This window comes from Pseudomonas sp. 05L36 (genome assembly GCF_056398125.1).
This window is the reverse complement of record NZ_JBFTOU010000051.1, coordinates 1-18780: the sequence shown is the minus strand read 5'-3', so window position 1 is coordinate 18780 and position 18780 is coordinate 1. Positions and strand designations below refer to the sequence as shown.

18 protein-coding genes and 4 pseudogenes are annotated in these 18780 nt (G+C 56.9%); 7 read left to right on the top strand and 15 right to left on the bottom strand.

The features are described from left to right. Positions 1-9: 9 nt before the first annotated feature. Together AC1DKH_RS29535 and AC1DKH_RS29530 are read left to right on the top strand one after the other, a co-directional pair. A pseudogene (locus tag AC1DKH_RS29535) lies at positions 10-120 on the top strand (outer membrane lipoprotein carrier protein LolA); the annotation flags it as partial. Between the two features lie 338 nt (positions 121-458). Continuing rightward, the gene (locus AC1DKH_RS29530; RefSeq protein WP_477800130.1) at positions 459-1328 is read left to right on the top strand and encodes an isocitrate lyase/PEP mutase family protein; all 870 of its coding nucleotides are present in this window, start codon (positions 459-461) and stop codon (positions 1326-1328) included. A gap of 256 nt (positions 1329-1584) precedes the next feature. Here the strand turns inward: AC1DKH_RS29530 and AC1DKH_RS29525 are convergent, their stop codons facing one another. Next, positions 1585-1965 (bottom strand): winged helix-turn-helix transcriptional regulator, encoded by a 381-nt coding sequence (locus tag AC1DKH_RS29525; protein ID WP_477755631.1) that lies wholly within the window; start codon positions 1963-1965, stop codon positions 1585-1587. Positions 1966-2060: 95 nt separating this feature from the next. Here AC1DKH_RS29525 and AC1DKH_RS29520 point away from each other — a divergent pair, with 95 nt between their 5' ends. Then, complete coding sequence (locus AC1DKH_RS29520; RefSeq protein WP_477800129.1) at positions 2061-2468, top strand: DoxX family protein; 408 nt, start codon at positions 2061-2063, stop codon at positions 2466-2468. A gap of 101 nt (positions 2469-2569) precedes the next feature. Beyond that, entirely contained in the window at positions 2570-3052 is a 483-nt protein-coding gene (locus tag AC1DKH_RS29515; RefSeq protein ID WP_477800128.1) for an SDR family NAD(P)-dependent oxidoreductase, read from the top strand. Between the two features lie 73 nt (positions 3053-3125). Here the strand turns inward: AC1DKH_RS29515 and AC1DKH_RS29510 are convergent, their stop codons facing one another. From AC1DKH_RS29510 to AC1DKH_RS29500, 3 genes are all read right to left on the bottom strand, one after another. Then, the gene (locus tag AC1DKH_RS29510; RefSeq protein WP_477800127.1) at positions 3126-4325 is read right to left on the bottom strand and encodes an MFS transporter; all 1200 of its coding nucleotides are present in this window, start codon (positions 4323-4325) and stop codon (positions 3126-3128) included. Between the two features lie 86 nt (positions 4326-4411). Continuing rightward, positions 4412-5434: an alpha/beta hydrolase gene (locus AC1DKH_RS29505; RefSeq protein WP_477800126.1), complete on the bottom strand. Its 1023-nt coding sequence runs from the start codon at positions 5432-5434 to the stop codon at positions 4412-4414. A 54-nt stretch (positions 5435-5488) separates the two neighbouring features. Further along, on the bottom strand, positions 5489-6538 hold the full coding sequence (locus tag AC1DKH_RS29500; protein WP_477755636.1) for an NAD(P)-dependent alcohol dehydrogenase: 1050 nt from the start codon (positions 6536-6538) through the stop codon (positions 5489-5491). Positions 6539-6703: 165 nt separating this feature from the next. On the opposite strand from AC1DKH_RS29500, the gene AC1DKH_RS29495 reads away from it, so the two are divergent. Beyond that, positions 6704-7621 carry an AraC family transcriptional regulator gene (locus AC1DKH_RS29495; protein WP_477800125.1) on the top strand — a complete coding sequence of 306 codons (918 nt, stop codon included), beginning with the start codon at positions 6704-6706 and terminating at the stop codon, positions 7619-7621. An 88-nt stretch (positions 7622-7709) separates the two neighbouring features. Here the strand turns inward: AC1DKH_RS29495 and AC1DKH_RS29490 are convergent, their stop codons facing one another. After that, positions 7710-8039, bottom strand: coding sequence for a hypothetical protein (locus AC1DKH_RS29490; RefSeq protein WP_477800133.1), 330 nt, complete (start codon positions 8037-8039; stop codon positions 7710-7712). A gap of 141 nt (positions 8040-8180) precedes the next feature. Here AC1DKH_RS29490 and AC1DKH_RS29485 point away from each other — a divergent pair, with 141 nt between their 5' ends. Then, a complete protein-coding gene (locus AC1DKH_RS29485; protein ID WP_477755639.1) occupies positions 8181-8717 on the top strand; it encodes a dihydrofolate reductase family protein in 537 nt (178 codons plus the stop codon). 155 nt (positions 8718-8872) lie between these two features. Here the strand turns inward: AC1DKH_RS29485 and AC1DKH_RS29480 are convergent, their stop codons facing one another. The 8 genes and pseudogenes from AC1DKH_RS29480 to AC1DKH_RS29445 all read right to left on the bottom strand — a co-directional run. Beyond that, positions 8873-9637 carry an ABC transporter ATP-binding protein gene (locus AC1DKH_RS29480; RefSeq protein ID WP_046031503.1) on the bottom strand — a complete coding sequence of 255 codons (765 nt, stop codon included), beginning with the start codon at positions 9635-9637 and terminating at the stop codon, positions 8873-8875. Positions 9638-9653: 16 nt separating this feature from the next. Next, positions 9654-10364, bottom strand: a complete 711-nt coding sequence (locus AC1DKH_RS29475; RefSeq protein ID WP_477764288.1) for an ABC transporter permease — start codon at positions 10362-10364, stop codon at positions 9654-9656. Next, complete coding sequence (locus AC1DKH_RS29470; protein WP_477800124.1) at positions 10361-11089, bottom strand: ABC transporter permease; 729 nt, start codon at positions 11087-11089, stop codon at positions 10361-10363. The genes AC1DKH_RS29475 and AC1DKH_RS29470 overlap by 4 nt, the downstream gene beginning before the upstream one ends. 55 nt (positions 11090-11144) lie before the next feature. Continuing rightward, complete coding sequence (locus tag AC1DKH_RS29465) at positions 11145-11927, bottom strand: transporter substrate-binding domain-containing protein (protein ID WP_477800123.1); 783 nt, start codon at positions 11925-11927, stop codon at positions 11145-11147. A 658-nt stretch (positions 11928-12585) separates the two neighbouring features. Beyond that, positions 12586-13974 (bottom strand): DUF1254 domain-containing protein, encoded by a 1389-nt coding sequence (locus AC1DKH_RS29460; RefSeq protein WP_477800132.1) that lies wholly within the window; start codon positions 13972-13974, stop codon positions 12586-12588. 487 nt (positions 13975-14461) lie between these two features. After that, positions 14462-14650, bottom strand: a pseudogene (locus tag AC1DKH_RS29455) (transporter); the annotation flags it as partial. Between the two features lie 115 nt (positions 14651-14765). Next, entirely contained in the window at positions 14766-16247 is a 1482-nt protein-coding gene (locus AC1DKH_RS29450) for a DUF1254 domain-containing protein (protein WP_477800122.1), read from the bottom strand. Between the two features lie 13 nt (positions 16248-16260). Then, positions 16261-16704, bottom strand: a pseudogene (locus tag AC1DKH_RS29445) (outer membrane protein transport protein); the annotation flags it as partial. 363 nt (positions 16705-17067) lie between these two features. Here AC1DKH_RS29445 and gbdR point away from each other — a divergent pair. Continuing rightward, positions 17068-18171, top strand: a complete 1104-nt coding sequence (gene gbdR / locus AC1DKH_RS29440; RefSeq protein WP_477755498.1) for a choline metabolism transcriptional regulator GbdR — start codon at positions 17068-17070, stop codon at positions 18169-18171. A gap of 202 nt (positions 18172-18373) precedes the next feature. Here the strand turns inward: gbdR and AC1DKH_RS29435 are convergent. Next, positions 18374-18568, bottom strand: a pseudogene (locus AC1DKH_RS29435) (helix-turn-helix domain-containing protein); the annotation flags it as partial. 59 nt (positions 18569-18627) lie between these two features. Next, positions 18628-18780: NAD(P)(+) transhydrogenase (Re/Si-specific) subunit beta (locus tag AC1DKH_RS29430; RefSeq protein WP_477800131.1), on the bottom strand; the 153-nt coding region annotated here is incomplete at its 5' end.

The following is an 18780-nucleotide window of genomic DNA, read 5'->3' as shown; positions in this document are numbered from 1 at the left end:
GCGGGTCACTTGGAAGAGCCTGTAGGAGCGAGCTTGCTCGCGATGGAGGTCAACGATGACGCGGGGAGCCTGACACCCCGCGGTGCTCTCAGGTTTTTCGCGAGCAAGCTCGCTCCTACAGGGCCCGCCGCGATCGGCCATCCATGGCCGTGCGCTGCTAACCCGGCATCCATGCCGGGTTGCCCACTGCGCAGAACCTGCGCTCGGCCTCWCGAGGGGGCGTGCACCGCAACAGCACCGCGAGGCGAGCTAACGCTCGACCTCGTTGTTTGGTGGTGCACGCGTTCCCCTGTAGGAGCTGCCGRAGGTTCGGGCCGCGTTCGGCAGCCCCTACAGATATTTCGTTATATGTGTTCCCCGGAATTCCGTGAAGGACCTATTTTTTGCGTGATAGTCTCGCCGCACTTTTGAGTTGGCACTGATCGTTCACACGATGACGGCCACAGTGAGGAGCGATCATGCCCAGAGTTTCCCACCCAGCATTACGCCGTTCGTTTCGCGAGCTGCTGGCATCCAGTAACTGTTTCCAGACGGCTTCAGTCTTTGATCCGATGTCAGCACGCATTGCCGCCGATCTCGGATTTGAAGTGGGTATTCTGGGTGGATCAGTTGCATCTCTGCAGGTTCTGGCTGCACCAGACTTCGCACTCATTACCCTGTCTGAATTTGTCGAACAAGCGCCCAGAATAGGCCGTGCGGCGCAGTTGCCTGTCATAGCTGACGCCGATCACGGTTACGGAAATGCACTCAACGTCATGCGAACTGTCCAGGAGTTGGAGCGCGCAGGAATAGCGGCACTCACGATTGAAGACACCTTTCTTCCGGCGCAATTCGGGTGTAAATCAACAGACCTCATCAGCACTGAAGAGGGCGTCGGCAAAGTGCGGGCCGCACTGGAAGCACGCGTTGATCCGGAGCTTTCGATTATTGCTCGAACCAACGCATCAGCCCTGCCAGTGCATGAGGTCATTCACCGAATGCACGCTTATCAACGGGCCGGCGCGGATGGCATTTGTATTGTTGGCATCCAGGACTTTGCGCACCTCGATCAGATCGTGGAGCACATCACGATTCCACTGATGTTGGTCACTTACGGAAACCCGAGACTCAACGACAACGAACGCTTGGCCAAGCTAGGAGTGCGAATCATTGTTGCAGGTCATGGTGCTTATTTCGCCTCCATTAAAGCGACCTATGACTGCCTTCGTGAACAACGCCAGCTCACTCGCAACACATCAAACTTAAGCGCTACCGAGCTGGCCTATACCTACACGTTGCCGGAAACATATTTGAATTGGGCCAGGGACTTCATGGATGTTCAGGCGTGATGAAAATCTCCTGATCAGCTTTTTACCCACTGCTCTGCCTACAGGTTTCTCCCTGCTTGAATCCGCAAGCATGATTTGCGTGCCGAGAAGAGCACTCGCACTCATGCGGTTTGGTCACCCTCGGTTACGTATTCAGCAGTTTGCTTGCGGAGCGATCTGGGAGCTATTTTCTTCTCAACAAAGCGCTCTAAGTATTCTCACCTTGATTAGCGCAGACCTGCTCGGGAGCGGTTGATCGGGTAACAACATTCAATGTCTAACTGCTTCTGGGTTTACGACCGCGCGAGCTTGGTTTCACCGGAACGCTTTTCCCATACTCGCTCCACCATAACGCGAGTGCTTCCATCGTTGGCCCGAGTGCACGGGCCTTTGCCGTCATCTCATATTCGACGCGCGGGGGCACTTGCGCGAAGACTGTTCGCGACACCAGGCCATCGTTTTCGAGTTCACGAAGTTGTGCCGTCAGCATGTGCTGGGTGATGCCGCTGATCGCCTTGCGAAGTTCTCCGAAGCGATAGATTCGCTGGTTCAACAACCACATGATTTCCAGCTTCCACTTGCCTGAGAGCAGCGCAAATGCACGGCGCATTTCCTCGTGCATATTGATCTGATCGTCATCAATAGTCTGGTTTTCCATACTAAGCACCACTTTTTCATCCTACTTGTCGCTTTTCATATTAGGCGACATCTTTGACCTAAGTCGACGCATTAACGCTTGCTTAGGAAAACCCCATGATTGAAATCTACATTTATTGGATCAGTACGACACTGCTGTCGTTGTTGTATCTGGCCTCGGCGACTCTGTACCTGGTTAAAAGGGAATGGGTTCGTCAAGCACTCGCCGACCTCGGCTACCCCGCCAATCTGATGCCGATGCTCATTGCAGTGAAGATCCTGGCGGTGGTCGCCATTGTGTTGCGGATCAATGTGTCGCTTAGCGACCTGGCCTACGCCGGCATGCTTTATCACCTGCTGCTCTCAGCGTTTGCGCATATCAATGTCCGCAAGCCTGGTGGAGCCTTGCCGGCGGTTATCTGCCTCGTGTTGCTGATCGCTTCTTTCTTGACTCAAAACGCTGCTCATGACGTGCAGTCACCCTACGGGCAAGTAACAACGGCACATTTAATAACCCCCACATAACTGGAGATCAACATGTCCCGACTCAATGGAAAAGTAGCCATCGTCACTGGCGCCGGTCGTGGTATTGGCCGCGCTACTGCCCAGCTGTTTGCAGGATCCTGGTGAACAATGCCTTCGACCCCTGCGCCGTCTTCTCATCGGTTCTCGATCTGTCAGTCGAGCAATTGCAACGCAATCTGGAAATGGGGCCGATTGCCTATCTGCGGACGATGCAAGCCTGCTACCCACACCTTAAAGCCAGCGGGGAGGGTAGAGTCATCAACTTTGCATCGTTGGCCGGTGTCATCGGCTTGCAGGGTTATGCCCCTTACAACATGGCAAAGGAGGCGGTGTGTGCCTTGACTCGCTCGGCGGCAAGGGAGTGGGGCGCAGACAAGATCACGGTGAACAATGTCATGCCGGTTGCGGACACTTGGGGGGCTGCTGCCAATGCGCCCGCACCCACCAACGCACTTGGCCGTTATGGATCACCCGAAGAGGACATTGCGCCGGTCGTGCTGTTCCTTGCCAGCAAGGATGCGCAGTTCCTGACGGGTTACAGTCTTACCCCTGACGGTGGCCAAATCATCGACAGCGCACGCTGACGGTCACGTCCAGTTTCCGAGCGCATGCTCAACCGAAACCACAAGACATGCCTTGGCGTGTCTTGCGGTTATTTCAAGCAATGCTGACCGATGCAACAGGCTCCCGCGTTGCTGCGCGTGCAGCCAGGAAGGCAAGAACCGCCGCTACGCCTAGCAACGTGGCGCTCAATTTGAAGGTCGCTTGATAGCCGCTCGAGTCGAAGACCAGCCCGCCAACGGTTGCGCCAGACGCAATAGCGAGTTGGATGATCGCCACCATTAAACCGCCTCCCGCTTCAGCAGCGTCTGGCAACGTTCTCGCCAGCCATGTCCACCATCCCACGGGCGCTGCAGTCGCCACCAGTCCCCATGCGCCAAGCAAGACGGTCGTGGTGGTCGCCGAGCTACCGAATGAAACAAGCGCCAGTGCAATCATCGCCATGAAGATCGGGATGACGATGAGGGTTCGATGCAGGCCATTTTTCAAGAACGCTTCAATCAGGAAGGTTCCGGCAAGTCCCGCCAGGCCCAGAACGAGCAACATAAAAGACAGCATGGAGACACTGGCGTGCGTGACCGTTTCAAGGAATGGGCGCAAATAGGTAAACAGCATGAACTGGCCCATGAAAAACACACTGACCGCCACCATGCCTAGCGCGACCGGTACGCTTTTCATCAATCTGAAGACGTTTCCAGTGCCTGAACCGCTTTGCGATTTCATCGGTGGAAGGCTTACAGACAGCCATACACAAGCGACTATCGCGACTGGGATGACGCACAAGAATGCACCGCGCCAGCCAATCAAGGCGCCGAGAAAACTGCCCAATGGTGCTGCAATCACAGTCGCCAAAGCGTTGCCGCCGTTGACGATTGCCATGGCACGTGTGACTTGGTCGTCAGGCACCAGGCGCATGGCGGTTGCCGCCGACAATGACCAGAAGCCACCTATCGCAATACCGATCAGCGCGCGGCCGATCATGAACACCCAGTAGTTCGGGGCGAACGCGACCACTGTTCCAGAAAGGATCATCAACAGCGTCAATGAAAGAAGCAGCGGTTTACGGTCGACCCGCGCTGTCACCAGCGGGATAAGAAGGCTGGTGAATAAGGCAAACAGCCCCGAAACGGAAATGCCCTGACCGGCTTGTCCTTCGGTGATATGCAGATCGGCGGCAATGGGTGTCAGCAGGCTGACGGGCATGAATTCCGATGCCACCAGCACGAAGGCGGCGAGCGACATGGCGAATACGGCACCCCATGATTTATGGGGCACTGGGGTGGTGTGATCAGTCATTGTTTGAATCCTGTATTGCGCGAAGCGTCGTAGCCCCGAGGACGAGGCTACGAGAGAAGCGATGCCCGGCCAGGGCACCGAACGGGCTACTTAAGGTTGCTTTTGAAGAACGTGGTCAACTTGGCGAATGGAATGAGGTTGACCCGGTCGTAGAGATCGACGTGGTTGGCGCCCGGAACGATGACCAGTTCTTTAGGCTCCGCTGCACGCTTGTAGGCATCTTCACTGTATTCACGAGAATGAGCCTCGACGCCCGTGATCAAGAGAAGTGGACGTGGCGAAATAGTCTCGATGTCTTCGAACGGGTAGAAATTGTAGAACTTCGCATTGGTGGTCAGTGTCGGCATGGTGGACGTCTGCGGCGATGCGCCGGCAGGGGTGACTTCACCGCGAGGAGTGCGATAGAAATCAAAAAACTCATCGCCTATCGCATTGCCTGTGAGCTTCAACGGGGCACCGGCGGTGTACTGGGTAGCGCCGCCAGTGAATTCCACATAGCGTTGTTCTGCAGCTTCGGCGAGTGCCGTGCGTTTCTGCTCTGGGGTCGTCGAATGACCCAAACCTTTGCGGTATAGGTCGCCGTGGTTGTACATGCTGACTGTTGCGATTGCCTTCAGTCGAGGGTCGATCTTGGCCGCGCTGATGACGAAGGCGCCGCTGCCGCAAATGCCGATGATGCCGATGCGCTCACGGTTAACGAAAGGCCGTGTGCCCAGGAAATCCACCGCCGCGCTGAAGTCCTCGGCGTAGATGTCCGGCGACACGGCTTGACGGGGCTGCCCCTCGCTTTCACCCCAGAACGAAAGATCAATCGCCAATGTCACGAAACCTTGCTCGGCGAGCTTCTGGGCATACAGGTTGGAGCTCTGTTCTTTCACCGCGCCCATTGGGTGCCCTACGATGATCGCGGGGTTCTTGATCTTGGGATCCACTCCTTTAGGAATGTAGAGGTTCCCTACAACGTTCATCTTGTATTGGTTTTTAAAGGTGACCTTTTCTGCGATGACCTTTTCGCTTTTGTAGAAGTTGTCAGCACCGTTAGACATGTCAGCTCCCATTGATGAGAAAGAGGCGATAAACAGCCCCAGGGCAAGAAAGAGTCTGTTCATTCGATATTCCTTACTTTTGGATGGAGTCCATTTGCGTTCTTGAATCTGAGGCGCTCAATCAACCAATGTGGAGTTGTCGATCACAAAGCGGTACTTGACGTCGCCCTTGAGCATCCGTTCATAGGACTCATTGATCTGATCGGCCCGCACCAGTTCGATATCGGAGACGATGCCGTGCTCGGCGCAGAAATCGAGCATCTCCTGTGTTTCGGGGATACCACCAATCATCGAGCCGGCAATCGTTCGGCGTTTCATGATCAGGTTGAATACGTTCGGCGATGGATGTGGCGAGGCGGGCGCACCGACCAGAGTCAGTGCCCCATCACGCTTGAGCAGCACCAGAAACGCATCGAGATCGTGGGGGGCTGCGACGGTGTTGAGAATGAAGTCGAAACTCTTGGTATGTGCAGCCATTTCTTCAGCGTTGCGCGATACGACGACCTCATCGGCGCCTAACGCCTTTGCCGCCTCGCGCTTGGATTCAGAGGTGGTGAACGCCACGACGTGGGCGCCCATCGCATGAGCCAGCTTGATGCCCATGTGGCCCAGGCCACCGATGCCGACCACGCCTATTTTCTTGCCTGGGCCGGCGTTCCAGTGGCGCAGAGGGGAGTAGGTAGTGATGCCCGCGCACAGCAGCGGAGCGACGGCAGCCAGTTGTGCCTCGGGATGGCGGATGCGCAACACGTAGCGCTCATGCACCACGATGTTTTGCGAGTAGCCGCCCAGCGTCCAGCCGGGTGCGTCCGGTGTCGGAAAGTTGTAGGTGCCGACCATTGCGTCGCAGTAGTTTTCCAGGCCTGTCTCACAGTCGTCACAGTGTTTACAGCTGTCGACAATGCAGCCGACACCGACCAGATCGCCGACTTTGAAATCCGCAACATGCGCGCCCACCGCCGATACACGGCCGACAATTTCGTGACCCGGTACGCAGGGAAATTGCGTGCCTGCCCACTCGGCACGCACTTGGTGCAAATCTGAATGGCAGATGCCACAGAAGGCGATATCGATCTGAACATCATGGGCTGCAGGCGTTCGGCGGTTGATCTGCATTGGCTCAAGGGGTTTGTCGCCCGCGTGAGCACCGTAGGCTTTGACAAGCATGGGAGCATCCTCGATGGGTTTGTCGGATGAACATTCTCCCGCTCTGCCCAGACCCTCTGTAGTGCATTGCGCTGGATTACTTGCCTGATTCTATGAGTCTCTGTTTTTTTGCAGGACGGTCGTGAGTTGGCGAGTTAGAGTTCAGGGAAGAGGTACAAGACGAATATGACGAACAAACCCGACACCGCTCCTCAACAGTTATCGCCACAAGAAGCGCTTGCGCAGATCATCGGCGCGCAGATCTCCAAACCAGGTGATTATGCAACGGCCATTGCAGGCCTCGGTTTTTTCAGGCGCGAACATCCAGCACCGCCCATCGTTTGCATGGTCGAGCCAAGCATCATCCTTGTCGCCCGAGGTGAGAAACAGCTCTGGGTAGGTGGCGAGGGCTACCCCTACGACACGTCGCGGTTTCTGATCACCTCATTGGATTTGCCTGCAAATTCAGAAGTGCTGACGGCAAGCCCGGAACAACCATGCCTGGGGCTGACCTTGAAACTCGATCTGCGCATGCTGGCTGAGCTGATAGCGCAAAGTGACCTGCCACCAACCCGTGATCGATCAGTTGCAAAGGGGGTAGGAATTGGCTCAGTGACCCCAGCGATGCTGGCCTCATTCGAGCGCTTATTGGCCCTGCTCGATGAGCCGGAGTCCATCCCTGTTCTTGCCCCCTTGATCCAGCGCGAGATTCACTACCGTCTCCTGCAGAGTGATCAGGCGAGCCGGCTTCGACAAATAACGTCTGTCGATGGCCAGGGTTATCGGATCGCGAAAGCCATCGATTGGTTGAAGTTGAATTACACCTTGGCGCTTCGCATCGATGAGCTTGCAGCCCGTGTGCAGATGAGCACTCCGACCTTTCACCACCACTTCCGCCAACTCACCGCAATGAGCCCCTTGCAGTACCAAAAATGGCTGCGGCTGAATGAAGCAAGACGGTTGATGCTCAATGAACACCAGGACGTATCCAGCGCCGCTTTCAAGGTCGGCTATGAAAGCCCATCCCAGTTCAGCCGCGAATACAGCCGTCTGTTTGGCGTCCCCCCCAAGAGGGATATTGCGGTGTTGCGAGGGCAGGGGTAGCAACATCAATCCGTACAAGAGAGGCGATTGATGATGGCTTCATTTGCCGACTGCTCCATGCCTGGTTCAGCCAGGGAAGCTGGAGGAGTCAAGGCTTTTGTAGACGCACTTGCTTTTCAACCTCGCTGGCAATGTGTGTCTCCACGTTCTCCACCGAGCGGGCAAGTTCGACAAAATCAGATGCCTCCCACAAACCTTCTGCAGCACCACGCGAATCCATAAAACTGCGATTAAGTGCCGAGATGGACTTGCACGTGCTCGCCGACAACTTGAAGCGGGTCATGAAAGTCATCGGTGCCAACAGCTTGATGAAGACACTGTCGACCTGGAAAAAGCCGGTTTTTGATCCATCCCAAAGGCTGTAAAACAGCGCTGACGGATTGTTACAACTCATGGCTTCGATCGGGCGATCGCTCAACCAACGAACGTCGATGTTCCAATTCGGTGAGCCCGTTGCTCCTCTTTGAGGGCCGCACCTATGAGAGGTAGCAATCGAAGGTGAGCCTTATTAGGCTTATGATCATGCATTGACATACACCGTATAAATAAGGGGCACCTGATGTCCACTGCACATGTTTTCATCGCCACCAGTCTGGATGGCTTCATCGCCCGGCCCGATGGCGACATCGACTGGCTTTTGCAGCGCGATGATCAGTCCGAGGATCATGGCTACTCAGATTTCATCGCCGACAAAGATGTAATCGTAATGGGGCGGGGAAGCTATGAGAAAGTGCTGACCTTCGACACATGGTTTTACGACCGACCCGTGGTGGTGCTGTCTGGACAGCTGGCCGATTCGCCGGTGCCCGAGGCGCTGAAGGGCAAGCTACGCTTTTCCAACCTCGCACCCCGGGAGGTGATGGAGGAGCTTGCGAGGCAAGGCATGCGTCGGGTCTATGTCGATGGCGGGCAGCTGGTGCAATCATTCCTGCGCGATGGATTGATCGCCGATATGGTGATCACTACCGTTCCCGTACTGATCGGGTCGGGTAGGCCATTGTTCGGGGGCCTTCAGCAGGATGTTGACTTGAAACTGTTATCCAGCCGCTGCTTTCCTTCGGGGTTGGTGCAGTCCACCTATCGGCTGGCCCCATGACCCACCCGCGTGGACTTCCTGACCAAGGCAAGGGCAAGGGCAAAGGGCGCGCATCGTGCCCCCGCCCTGGATCATCTAATGGGTCCTTTGGAGGCACCCTGAAGGGTTGAGCCAGCGCCTTCGAGCGACCCTGCGGTTGCTCGAAGGCACTCTGGTTACTTCAGGTTGCCGCTGAGGAACTGCTGCAGACGCTCACTTTTAGGGTTACCCAATACGTCCTCGGGCGCACCCTGCTCTTCGACCCGCCCCTGGTGCAGGAACAGCACCTGGTTCGACACTTTGCGCGCAAAGCTCATTTCGTGGGTCACCATGATCATGGTGCGGCCTTCTTCGGCCAGCCCCTGGATCACCTTGAGCACTTCTCCCACCAGTTCCGGGTCCAGGGCCGAAGTCGGCTCGTCGAACAGCATGATCTCCGGTTCCATGCTCAGGGCACGGGCAATGGCGACCCGTTGCTGCTGACCACCCGAGAGAAACGCCGGGTATTGATCGGCCACCCGTGCCGGCAAACCGACCTTGTCCAGGTAGCGCCGGGCGCGATCCTCTGCGTCCTTCTTGCTAACGCCCAGCACCCGGCGTGGGGCCATGGTGATGTTCTCGAGCACGGTCATGTGGCTCCACAGGTTGAAGTGCTGGAACACCATCGCCAGGCGAGTGCGGATGCGTTGCAGTTCATTGGCGTCGGCCACGCGCATGCCGTGGCGGTCATGGACCATTTGAATCGGCTGGTTGTCCAGGCTCATGGCGCCGTCATTGGGCGTTTCCAGGAAGTTGATGCAACGCAGAAAGGTGCTCTTGCCCGAACCACTGGCGCCAATCAGGCTGATCACATCGCCGGTCTTGGCGTTTAGCGAAACGCCCTTGAGGACTTCATGGTTGCCATAACTTTTGTGCAGGTTTTCAACGGTCAGTTTGTACATGAACAAGCATCCTGAATTAGTGAGCCGGGCCGAGGAAAGACAACCAACGGCGTTCAGCCAGGCGGAACAGGCCGACCAGAGAGAAAGTGACTGCCAGGTAGATCAATGCGGCGATGCCGAACGACTGGAAGGTCAGGAATGTCGCCGAGTTGGCGTCCCGCGCAACTTTCAGAATGTCCGGGATGGTCGCGGTGAAGGCCACGGTGGTCGAGTGCAGCATCAGGATCACTTCGTTGCTGTAGTACGGCAACGAGCGACGCAAGGCCGACGGCATGATCACGTAGGCATACAGCCTCCAGCCGGTCAGTCCGTAAGCCTTGGCCGCTTCCACTTCACCGTGGGCCATGCTGCGGATTGCCCCGGCGAAAATCTCCGTGGTGTAGGCGCAGGTGTTCAGGGCGAACGCCAGGATGGTGCAGTTCATCGCATCGCGAAAGAACGCATCCAGCACGGGCTGCGCACGCACCGCGGCCAGGCTGTAAATGCCGGTGTAGCAAATCAGCAGCTGAATATAGAGAGGCGTACCGCGGAACAGGTAGGTGTAGAACTGCACCGGCCAGCGCACCCAGACATTGGTCGAGACCCGGGCAATCGACAGCGGGATCGACATCACGAAGCCGAAGAAGATCGAGGCACTGAGCAGCCAGAGGGTCATGGCCAGCCCGGTGATGTGATTGCCGTCCTGGAACAGGAAAGGTTTCCAGTATTCCTGCAGTAGCTCGATCATCGCACGGCCTCCCGGGTGCCTGCGGCGTAGAAGATTTCCATCCGGCGCAAGACGTAGTTCGAAACGGTGGTGATCACCAGATAGATCAAGGCGGCCAGAATCAGGAAGAAGAACAGCTGATAGGAGCTCTTGCCCGCGTCCTGGGCCACCTTGACCAGATCGGCCAGGCCAATGATCGACACCAGCGCGGTGGCCTTGAGGATCACCATCCAGTTATTACCGATACCCGGCAGGGCAAAACGCATCATTTGCGGGAACACCACCAGGCGAAAGCGCTGAGCGCGGGTCAGGCCGTAGGCGGTAGCCGCTTCCATCTGCCCTCGCGGTACGGCGAGGATGGCGCCACGGAAGGTTTCGGTGAAATAAGCCCCGTAGATGAAGCCCAGGGTAATGACCCCGGCGCTAAAGGGATTGATTTCGATGTATTCCCATTCCATGAAATCGGTCAACGAGGTCAGCCAGGTTTGCAGGCTGTAGAAGATCAGCAGCATCAGCACCAGGTCCGGCACCCCGCGGATCAGCGTGGTGTAGGCCTGCGCAGGGACGCGCAGCAGTGCCGATTTCGAAAGCTTGGCGCTGGCGCCGATCAGGCCCAGGCCTACGCTCACCAGCAAGCACAGAAAGGATAATTTGACAGTCATCCAGGAGCCTTGCAGCAACAGCGGGCCGAAGCCCTTAAGGCTGAAGCCTGACAGCCCCAGAATCATCAAGAGGTTTTCTAGCATTGGGCAGCCCTACGTCAATCAAAAAAGTGCCCATCCGGAAATGGGCGCAGGGTCATTATTTGCCGCTGTAGAGATTCAGATCGCCAAAGTGCTTCTGCTGGACGGCCGCATAGGTGCCATTGTCGTGCAGTGCCTGGATACCTTTGTTCAGCAAGGCCTGGAGCTCGGCGTTGCCTTTGGTCAGGCCCACGGCGGTTTTGGCTGGCAGCAGGGGGCTTTCGACCGGCTCGCTGACCTGGAAGTCGGCGCCTGGTGGCGACTTCAGGAAGCCCAGTTCGGCTTGCAGCATGTCCTGGATTGAGGCATCGAGGCGTCCGGAGATCAGGTCAGCGTACACCTGGTCCTGGTTGGCGTAGGCCTGGGTCTCTACCCCGGCCTTGTCCAGCACGGCCTTGGCGTAGGCTTCCTGGATGGTGCCTTGCTCGTAGCCGACTTTCTTGCCCTTGAGGGAGGCCGGATCGGTGCCGATGGCCGCGCCTTTCTTGAATACCAGTGCGGTCGGGCCAGAGAACAGCTCGTTTGAGAAATCGATAACTTTCTCACGTGCTGGCGTGGCGGTCATGGAAGAGATCACGCCGTCGAACTTGTTGGCCTTGAGGCCGGGAATCATGCCGTCGAAGTCGCTTTCGACCCACTTGCACTTGACCTTCAGCTCTGCGCAGATCGCGTTACCCAGATCGATATCGAAGCCCACCAGGCTGCCATCGGCGGCCTTGGATTCGAACGGCGCATAAGAGGGGTCGACGCCAAAGCGCAACACCTTGTACTCCTTGGCCAACGCAGAACCGGCAGCCACACACAAAGCCAATGCAGAAAGGGTGAGAAATGCTTTTTTCATTATTTTATTCCCTGGGACCATCGAAAGCGCTTGTGACGCACGAGCACGGGTACTGCTTGGCAATATGTCTTATGCACACGCAGGTACTTGTACAGACAAGCATATGCAATCACCCGGCCAATTCGCGGATTGGGCGTCTGAGAAAGCACGTACAGCGCTCTGGGATGGGCTTTCAGGCAGGTTAGCGCAGGGGGGGGAGGCAGCCTGCGAGGCTGTTACCAAAGCAGGTTTTTACACACGATTGGGGTATGCGGTAACAAAGTGTGAGATTGAGGGCGCCGGCTTTCCTGGCTCGATCCTTGATGCTCCAGCAGCATCGACGGTCAGAACGACGGAGTGTCATCGTAGGCATTGAGTGGTCATGTGTACGACGAGTTCGACCCGGGGAACATTGTCGTTCTCTGTTGGACGGTGGAAGGATTTACACGGTGCGTTAAGAGCATCGTGAACAGGCTGTGCTCACACCGTCCCCCTCTTGAGGAGGGGTATCCACCCAATTGCGTTGAATCGCGGCATGCGGAGTGCCGTGCAAATAACGCCAAAACAACAAGGTATACGGTTTGCGGCCACCGCCGGCCTTTGGGTAATCACAGCGGACGTAACGCCCCGGTTCAGCGGCGACGCGCCAGCGTCGTCCGCTGCACCGGTCGTCAGGTGCTCAATTGATTTTAACGATCTCGGGCGGACTCCACGTGCCTTTGCCAGGAGGCAGTACGGAAGGGGTTTCCGTCTTCGGCCAATACAGGCGCATCACCATGTAGATCAGATCATTCGGTGCGGGCAGCCAGTTGCCTTCCTTGTCCGCGCCGGGTGAGTCCTTCTGGACGTAGAGCGTCAACGAGCCGTCTGCATTCTTCTTCATGTCGGGTAGCATCGGCGAGTTGATGAGGTAGCGATTGATCGGATTCTTGATCAGCAGTTGCGACTTGCCGTCGTACATGGTCACCGACCAGAAGGCGTTGACCGGCGGGAGCTGTCCAGCGGGAAAGGTGATGGTGTAGTTGTGCTTGCTGCCGTCAAGCGGCTTACCATCGGACAGGACCTTGGCCATCGGATACGTCGCCTCTTCGGCGTCGTTGGCATAGATGCCCGCTTGTGCGATGGCGGCACGCTTTAGCCAATCACCATTGTAGAACGCGGCATCACCGCCGGAACTCACGATGTTCCAGCCATTGACCTGCGTGCCGAGATGATTGACTGCATTCTGGACCTTCGTATGCCCAGCCTGCATGCCCTCAACCACTGCGGTCTTTTGCTCGGCGGAGAGATCCTGGAAGTTGAAGTCCTTGCCGGCGCCAATGCCCATACGGGCCAGCTTCGCGCGGATCGCCACTTCTTCCGGTGTGGCCGGGGCAAACTGCAATGCAAAGCCCAGATACTTGAAGAAGTCGGTCTTTACGAGGTCCTTGTCGAACTTCGGAAAGTCGATCGCCGGCGCGGCAGGCGGCGCAGGTTGCTTGAGAAAAGCCGATAGCGGCTGGGTCGCATAACCGGACTGGATCTTTTCGACGTTTGGCATGTCCGCCGGATTGTAGAGCTGGGTGCGAAAGATCACGAAGAGGAGTTGTGTACTGGAACGAAACACCTTCTTGATTCCTGGCGGGGTCACACCCTTCCAGTCTGGGCCGACCACCAGGTAATCGCCGGCTTCGCTGCCGGTGGTGCGGCTGCCGATGTAACCGAAGTTGTTGGTGCTGTTATCAATTAGCTGCACCGAGTAGTACCGCGGTTTCTCCACCGTCGGCACCGACAGCACGATCGGCTCGCTACGCAGATCCATAAACATCAAGGAATACGGTGTGTCGCTGTTCGGCGAGACGATGGCCGTGTCCTTGTAGCTAAAGACATTGTGCATGCTGTGAATGTGGTTGAACGGCGCCTTGTACTGGCCGGAGCTCTTGTCCACGGCATAGTCGTACATGGTCGCGTAGTTCATCACGATGGGCAGACCGTAGATGTAGCCTTCCTCGGCGATGGCTTTCGTTTCGGCGGGAGTGATGTCCGCTGCTTGGGCGTGCGTAAATCCAAAGGACGCGAGCAATACCATCGCACAGCCAAATGTTCTCGGTAGTGTGGTTATCATGAACCTGAAACTCCATTTTTCGCATTAGATGATTGAGTCGGCCAGCTAACTGCTAATCAGGCGATATTCAATGTCGCGTTTGCTCACGACTTGATATCTCATAACGCTCCTTGTCTTGCTGTAAGACTATGTTTTTCCTGATGTTTGTCGACGCGAGCGCGACACTGATCGAGGAGAAACACGACGGATGGCAAGCGCAGACTGCTCGGTCAGTATAAGCAGCAAATCAAACAACGCTGCTGACATGACAGCAACGTGTCCTCTGACTTCTGGCTGGGTAGCGAATTTTCGTGCCAGCCAGCATGACTAGACACTGATGTGCCCTCCAAGGCGGGAATCCTGATGATCTTGATTCATATCTATCCTCATCAAGGGGGGGCAACGTCTCGAATTTCACCGAGTCGCAGGCGCTCAACCATTCGAGCGCTAAAAGTGAATCTTACGGATAGTTTCACTTAGGAAAGAGTAGTGTGTACGCCACCCGAAAGCCCCAACCGTGTGCACCATCTTCAGGACTGTCCGCCCAGTATCGCGGCCCCGCCTGAAGGCTCATGGGCTGCTTGCCGACTTTGAACAATTGCGTCACGAACAGGTTGATCGGCACATTCCACTCCCTGGCTTCCCAGTCGTAAGTGGATTCTGCTATTCAAGGTCAGACCCTGTGGCCTCAGCCCTTTCGGCAATAGGGCCCGCTGGATCTCTGCCTGAGCAATCGAACGACTGCTTGCCAACTGCAAGCAGTCGCAAGCGTCGCGTTACTTCGATGCCACCACTGCCGGCGGCTGCCAGCTACCGGCGCCAGCGGGAAGAATCGAAGGCTGCGTGGCCTTCGGCCAATACAGGCGCATCACCAGATAGGCCGTGTCGTCAGGCGCCGGCAACCAGTTGGCTTCCTTGGTCTTGCCCGGCGAATCCTTCTGGATGTACAGGGTCAGCGAACCGTCCGCGTTTTTCTTCATGGCCGACAGCATCGGCGAATTGATCAGGTAGCGGTTGAGCGGATTCTTGATCAGCAGCTGGCTCTTGCCGTCGTACATGGTCACCGACCAGAAGGCATTGACCGGTGGCAGCTTGCCGGCGGGGAAGGTGAGCGTGTAGTTGTGCTTGCCGGTATTCAACGTCTGGCCGTTGCCATCGGTACGCGTAATGGGGTACATCGCCTCGGCGGCGTCATTACCGTACAGACCAGCCTTCGCGGCGCCAGCCCGCATCAGCCAGTCGCCTTTGTAGAACGCCTGGTCGCCGAAGAACGCGCCGACGCTCCAGCCGTTGATATTCTTCATTCCGCTCGAGAGGAACTTGTCGACCTTCTCGTCGCCGGCCTTCATCCCGAGCAGGACCACGGCCTTGTGCTCGAGCGAGAGGTCTTTGATTTCGAAGTTCCGGCCGGGGCCTACCCCGATGCTGGCCAGCCTGGCACGGATCTCCTTGTCCTCCGCTGATGCTGGCACATACTGCAGCGCCGCCGACAGGTACTCGAAGAAGTTGGCCTTGATACCTTCCGTGGTAGCCGGCAGGAAATCAATCTTCGACGCAGCGGGCGGCGCGGGTTGATGGAGGAAGGCGGACAGTGGCTGGAGCTTGTAACCCGCCTGCAGCTTCTCGACATTCGGCATGTCGGCTGGATTGAACAACTGGGTGCGGATCAACGTCAGTGCGAAAGGGGTCGTGGAGCTGAACACCTTGTCGATGCCAGGGGGAGTCGCACCCTTCCAGTCGGGGCCTGCAATCAGATAGCTCCCGGGTGCGCTGGCCGTTGCCCGGCTGCCGATGTAACCGTAGTTATAGGTGTTGCCGTCGATCAGTTGCACCGAGTAGTAGCGCTTTTTGGAAACTGCCGGCACGGTGATTACGAGAGGCTCTGCGCGCAGGTCGGCCCAGAGAAAGGAGTACGGCGTGTCGCTGTTGGGTGTAATGATGGCCGTGTCAGCTGGCGTCGCGACCTTATGATCGTTGTGCAGTTGGTTGAAGGGGGCCTTGAACTGGCTGGACCTGGAGTCCACCGCGAATTCGTTCATCACGGCGTAGTTCATGACCAGCGGCAAGCCGTAGATAAAGCCTTCCTCAGCGATCGCCTTGGTCTGCTCGAGACTTGGCGCAGGTACGCCCTTGGCCACATCCGCCTTGTCTGCCTGCGCGATCGGATCGTTCTTGCTCGCACACCCCGCGAAAAGCGTTGAACCCACGACGATGACCGCCGCAGCCATTGTCCAGCCCTTGTTTGAATTCCTGTTCATTTCCACCTCGTTGGTTTTGTGCAAGCTGGCGTCGCGAGTGTCCATGTGAACCGGTTCTGGAAGTGTCTACGTCAATGCCGATGTCGCCGAATTTCGACCAATCCTGCCAATTGACTGTGGCCAGAATAGACCATTGCGTATCCGGTTGATGGCTGATGAAGAAACTGCCACCCGGTATGGGATTGAGCGCGTTACCACTGTCGGTGCCCGGTGTATTGGTTTCACTGTCTTTATCGAACGATAAGTCACCAAAAAGAACCTGAGCGCCAGCGCAGATCTGTGTTCCGCTGAGGTAGCTCAAGCCTGCGGGGTTGCTGGCGATGGTCGAAGGGCCTTGTGCCCGGGCCGCTGCACCGGCATTGGCCAGTCCAACGTTGTCGGTGGCGATTTCGTACAACATCAGGCCACCGGCAACACTGCGGCCACTGGTAAAGACCGGGTATAGGCCGCCATGCACCGTCGCGGCGCATACTTCAGGTTGCTGCAATCACTAACGTCATCGCCCACTGTTCTTTTCGAAAACCGACCTGTGCATGTCGGTAGCAAGCAAGTTGTCGTTTTCGGCCATTCCCTCCCAAAAACGCTACCTTATTGCTCACCGCCAATGAGTAGAGCGGTTGACCACATCTCCTTCGCTTTTAACCTTACCCCTTGCGATCATCGAGATAGAGACATCGGCATGTCGTTTTTTGAACGCATGGAAGGATTCATTGAAGTCAGGTGTGAGTTTTGCAGGTAAATACAAATAGCTCGCCGGACGAGCAATAAAAAGAGCCTGCGCCTGAGGCCGTTTACCCGCTTTGTGTGAGGAGATACCGCGATGACGACGTTCAACTCCGGGGCCCAACCCCAGAACCGTGCGCCTCAATCCATCGGCTTTCTGCTGCTGGACAATTTCACGCTGATTTCCCTGGCGTCCGCCGTGGAACCCCTGCGCATGGCGAATCAGTTATCCGGCCGCGAGCTGTATCGCTGGACCACGCTCACAGTCGATGGCGGTCAAGTCTGGGCCAGTGACGGTCTGCAGATCACGCCTGACGCCGCCATGCACAAAGCGCCGCCGCTCGACATTGTGATTGTCTGTGGCGGGATCGGAATTCAACGCACGGTGACCCGCGCACACGTGTCATGGCTGCAGAGTCAGGCACGTCAGTCCAAACGCTTGGGTGCGGTGTGCACCGGTAGCTGGGCGCTGGCCGGTGCCGGCTTGCTGGATGGATTCGATTGCAGTGTGCACTGGGAATGCCTGGCGGCGATGCAGGAAGCCTTTCCTCGGGTGAGCATGAGCACCCGGCTGTTCACCCTCGACCGGAACCGCTTCACCAGCTCCGGCGGCACCGCGCCACTGGATATGATGCTGCACCTGATCAGCCGCGATCACGGACGTGAACTGTCGGCCGCCATTTCGGAAATGTTCGTCTACGAGCGCATTCGCAACGAGCAGGATCACCAACGCGTGCCACTCAAGCACATGCTCGGCACCAACCAGCCGAAGTTGCAGGAAATCGTGGCGCTGATGGATGCCAACCTCGAAGAGCCGATCGACCTCGACGAACTGGCGGTGTACGTCGCCGTTTCGCGACGTCAGCTGGAGCGGCTATTCCAGAAGTACCTGCACTGCTCACCGTCGCGCTATTACCTGAAGCTGCGTCTGATCCGCGCCCGGCAATTGCTCAAACAAACGCCGATGTCGATCATCGAAGTGGCGTCGGTCTGTGGTTTCGTGTCCACGCCGCACTTCTCAAAGTGCTACCGCGAGTACTACGGCATTCCGCCACGCGACGAGCGTGTAAGTTCCAACACCACACAACAAGTCGCGATGACGCCGCTGCCACAGGCCCTGGTGCTGTCGCCGTTGTCCGGACCGTTGTCGGCACTGAGCCAGGCGCGCAATGAGTCGACTTTCGCAAGCGTAAGGCTTTAAACCGAGAAGCCATTAAAAGATCGTCCGAACGCGGCCCGAACCTTCGGCAGCTCCTACAAGGGAACGTGTTTCAACCCGTAGGAGCTGCCGAAGGCTGCGATCTTTTGATTTTCTGTCAGCCGTGGTCGGTTGATGGAGTGATTGAGCGCCGCAGAGTCGCTTTGCCCTGCGGTGCCGTCACTCTGGTTTGAGTTATCGACTATCAGCTTCGAAACCTAAGCGTCGTTGACGGTGCTTCGCCAAAACGTTTTTTATATTCCTGGGCAAACCGACCCAAGTGGGCAAAGCCCCATTTGAAGGCGATATCGGTTACCGACGCATCATCACTTTGATTGCTCAATTCGAGATGCACCTGCTCCAATCGCAGGTTGCGCAGATAGGCCATGGGCGTGGTATCGCAAAAATCACCCCAGCCTATTAAAGGCCGAGGTTTTTTGGGAGGGCGTTGGAGCATGTTTACTCGACGGCCTTGACCATGTCTTCGATGACCTTTTTCGCGTCGCCGAACACCATCATGGTTTTATCCAGGTAGAACAGCTCGTTATCCAGGCCGGCGTAGCCGCTGGCCATCGAGCGCTTGTTGACGATAATGGTCTTGGCCTTGAACGC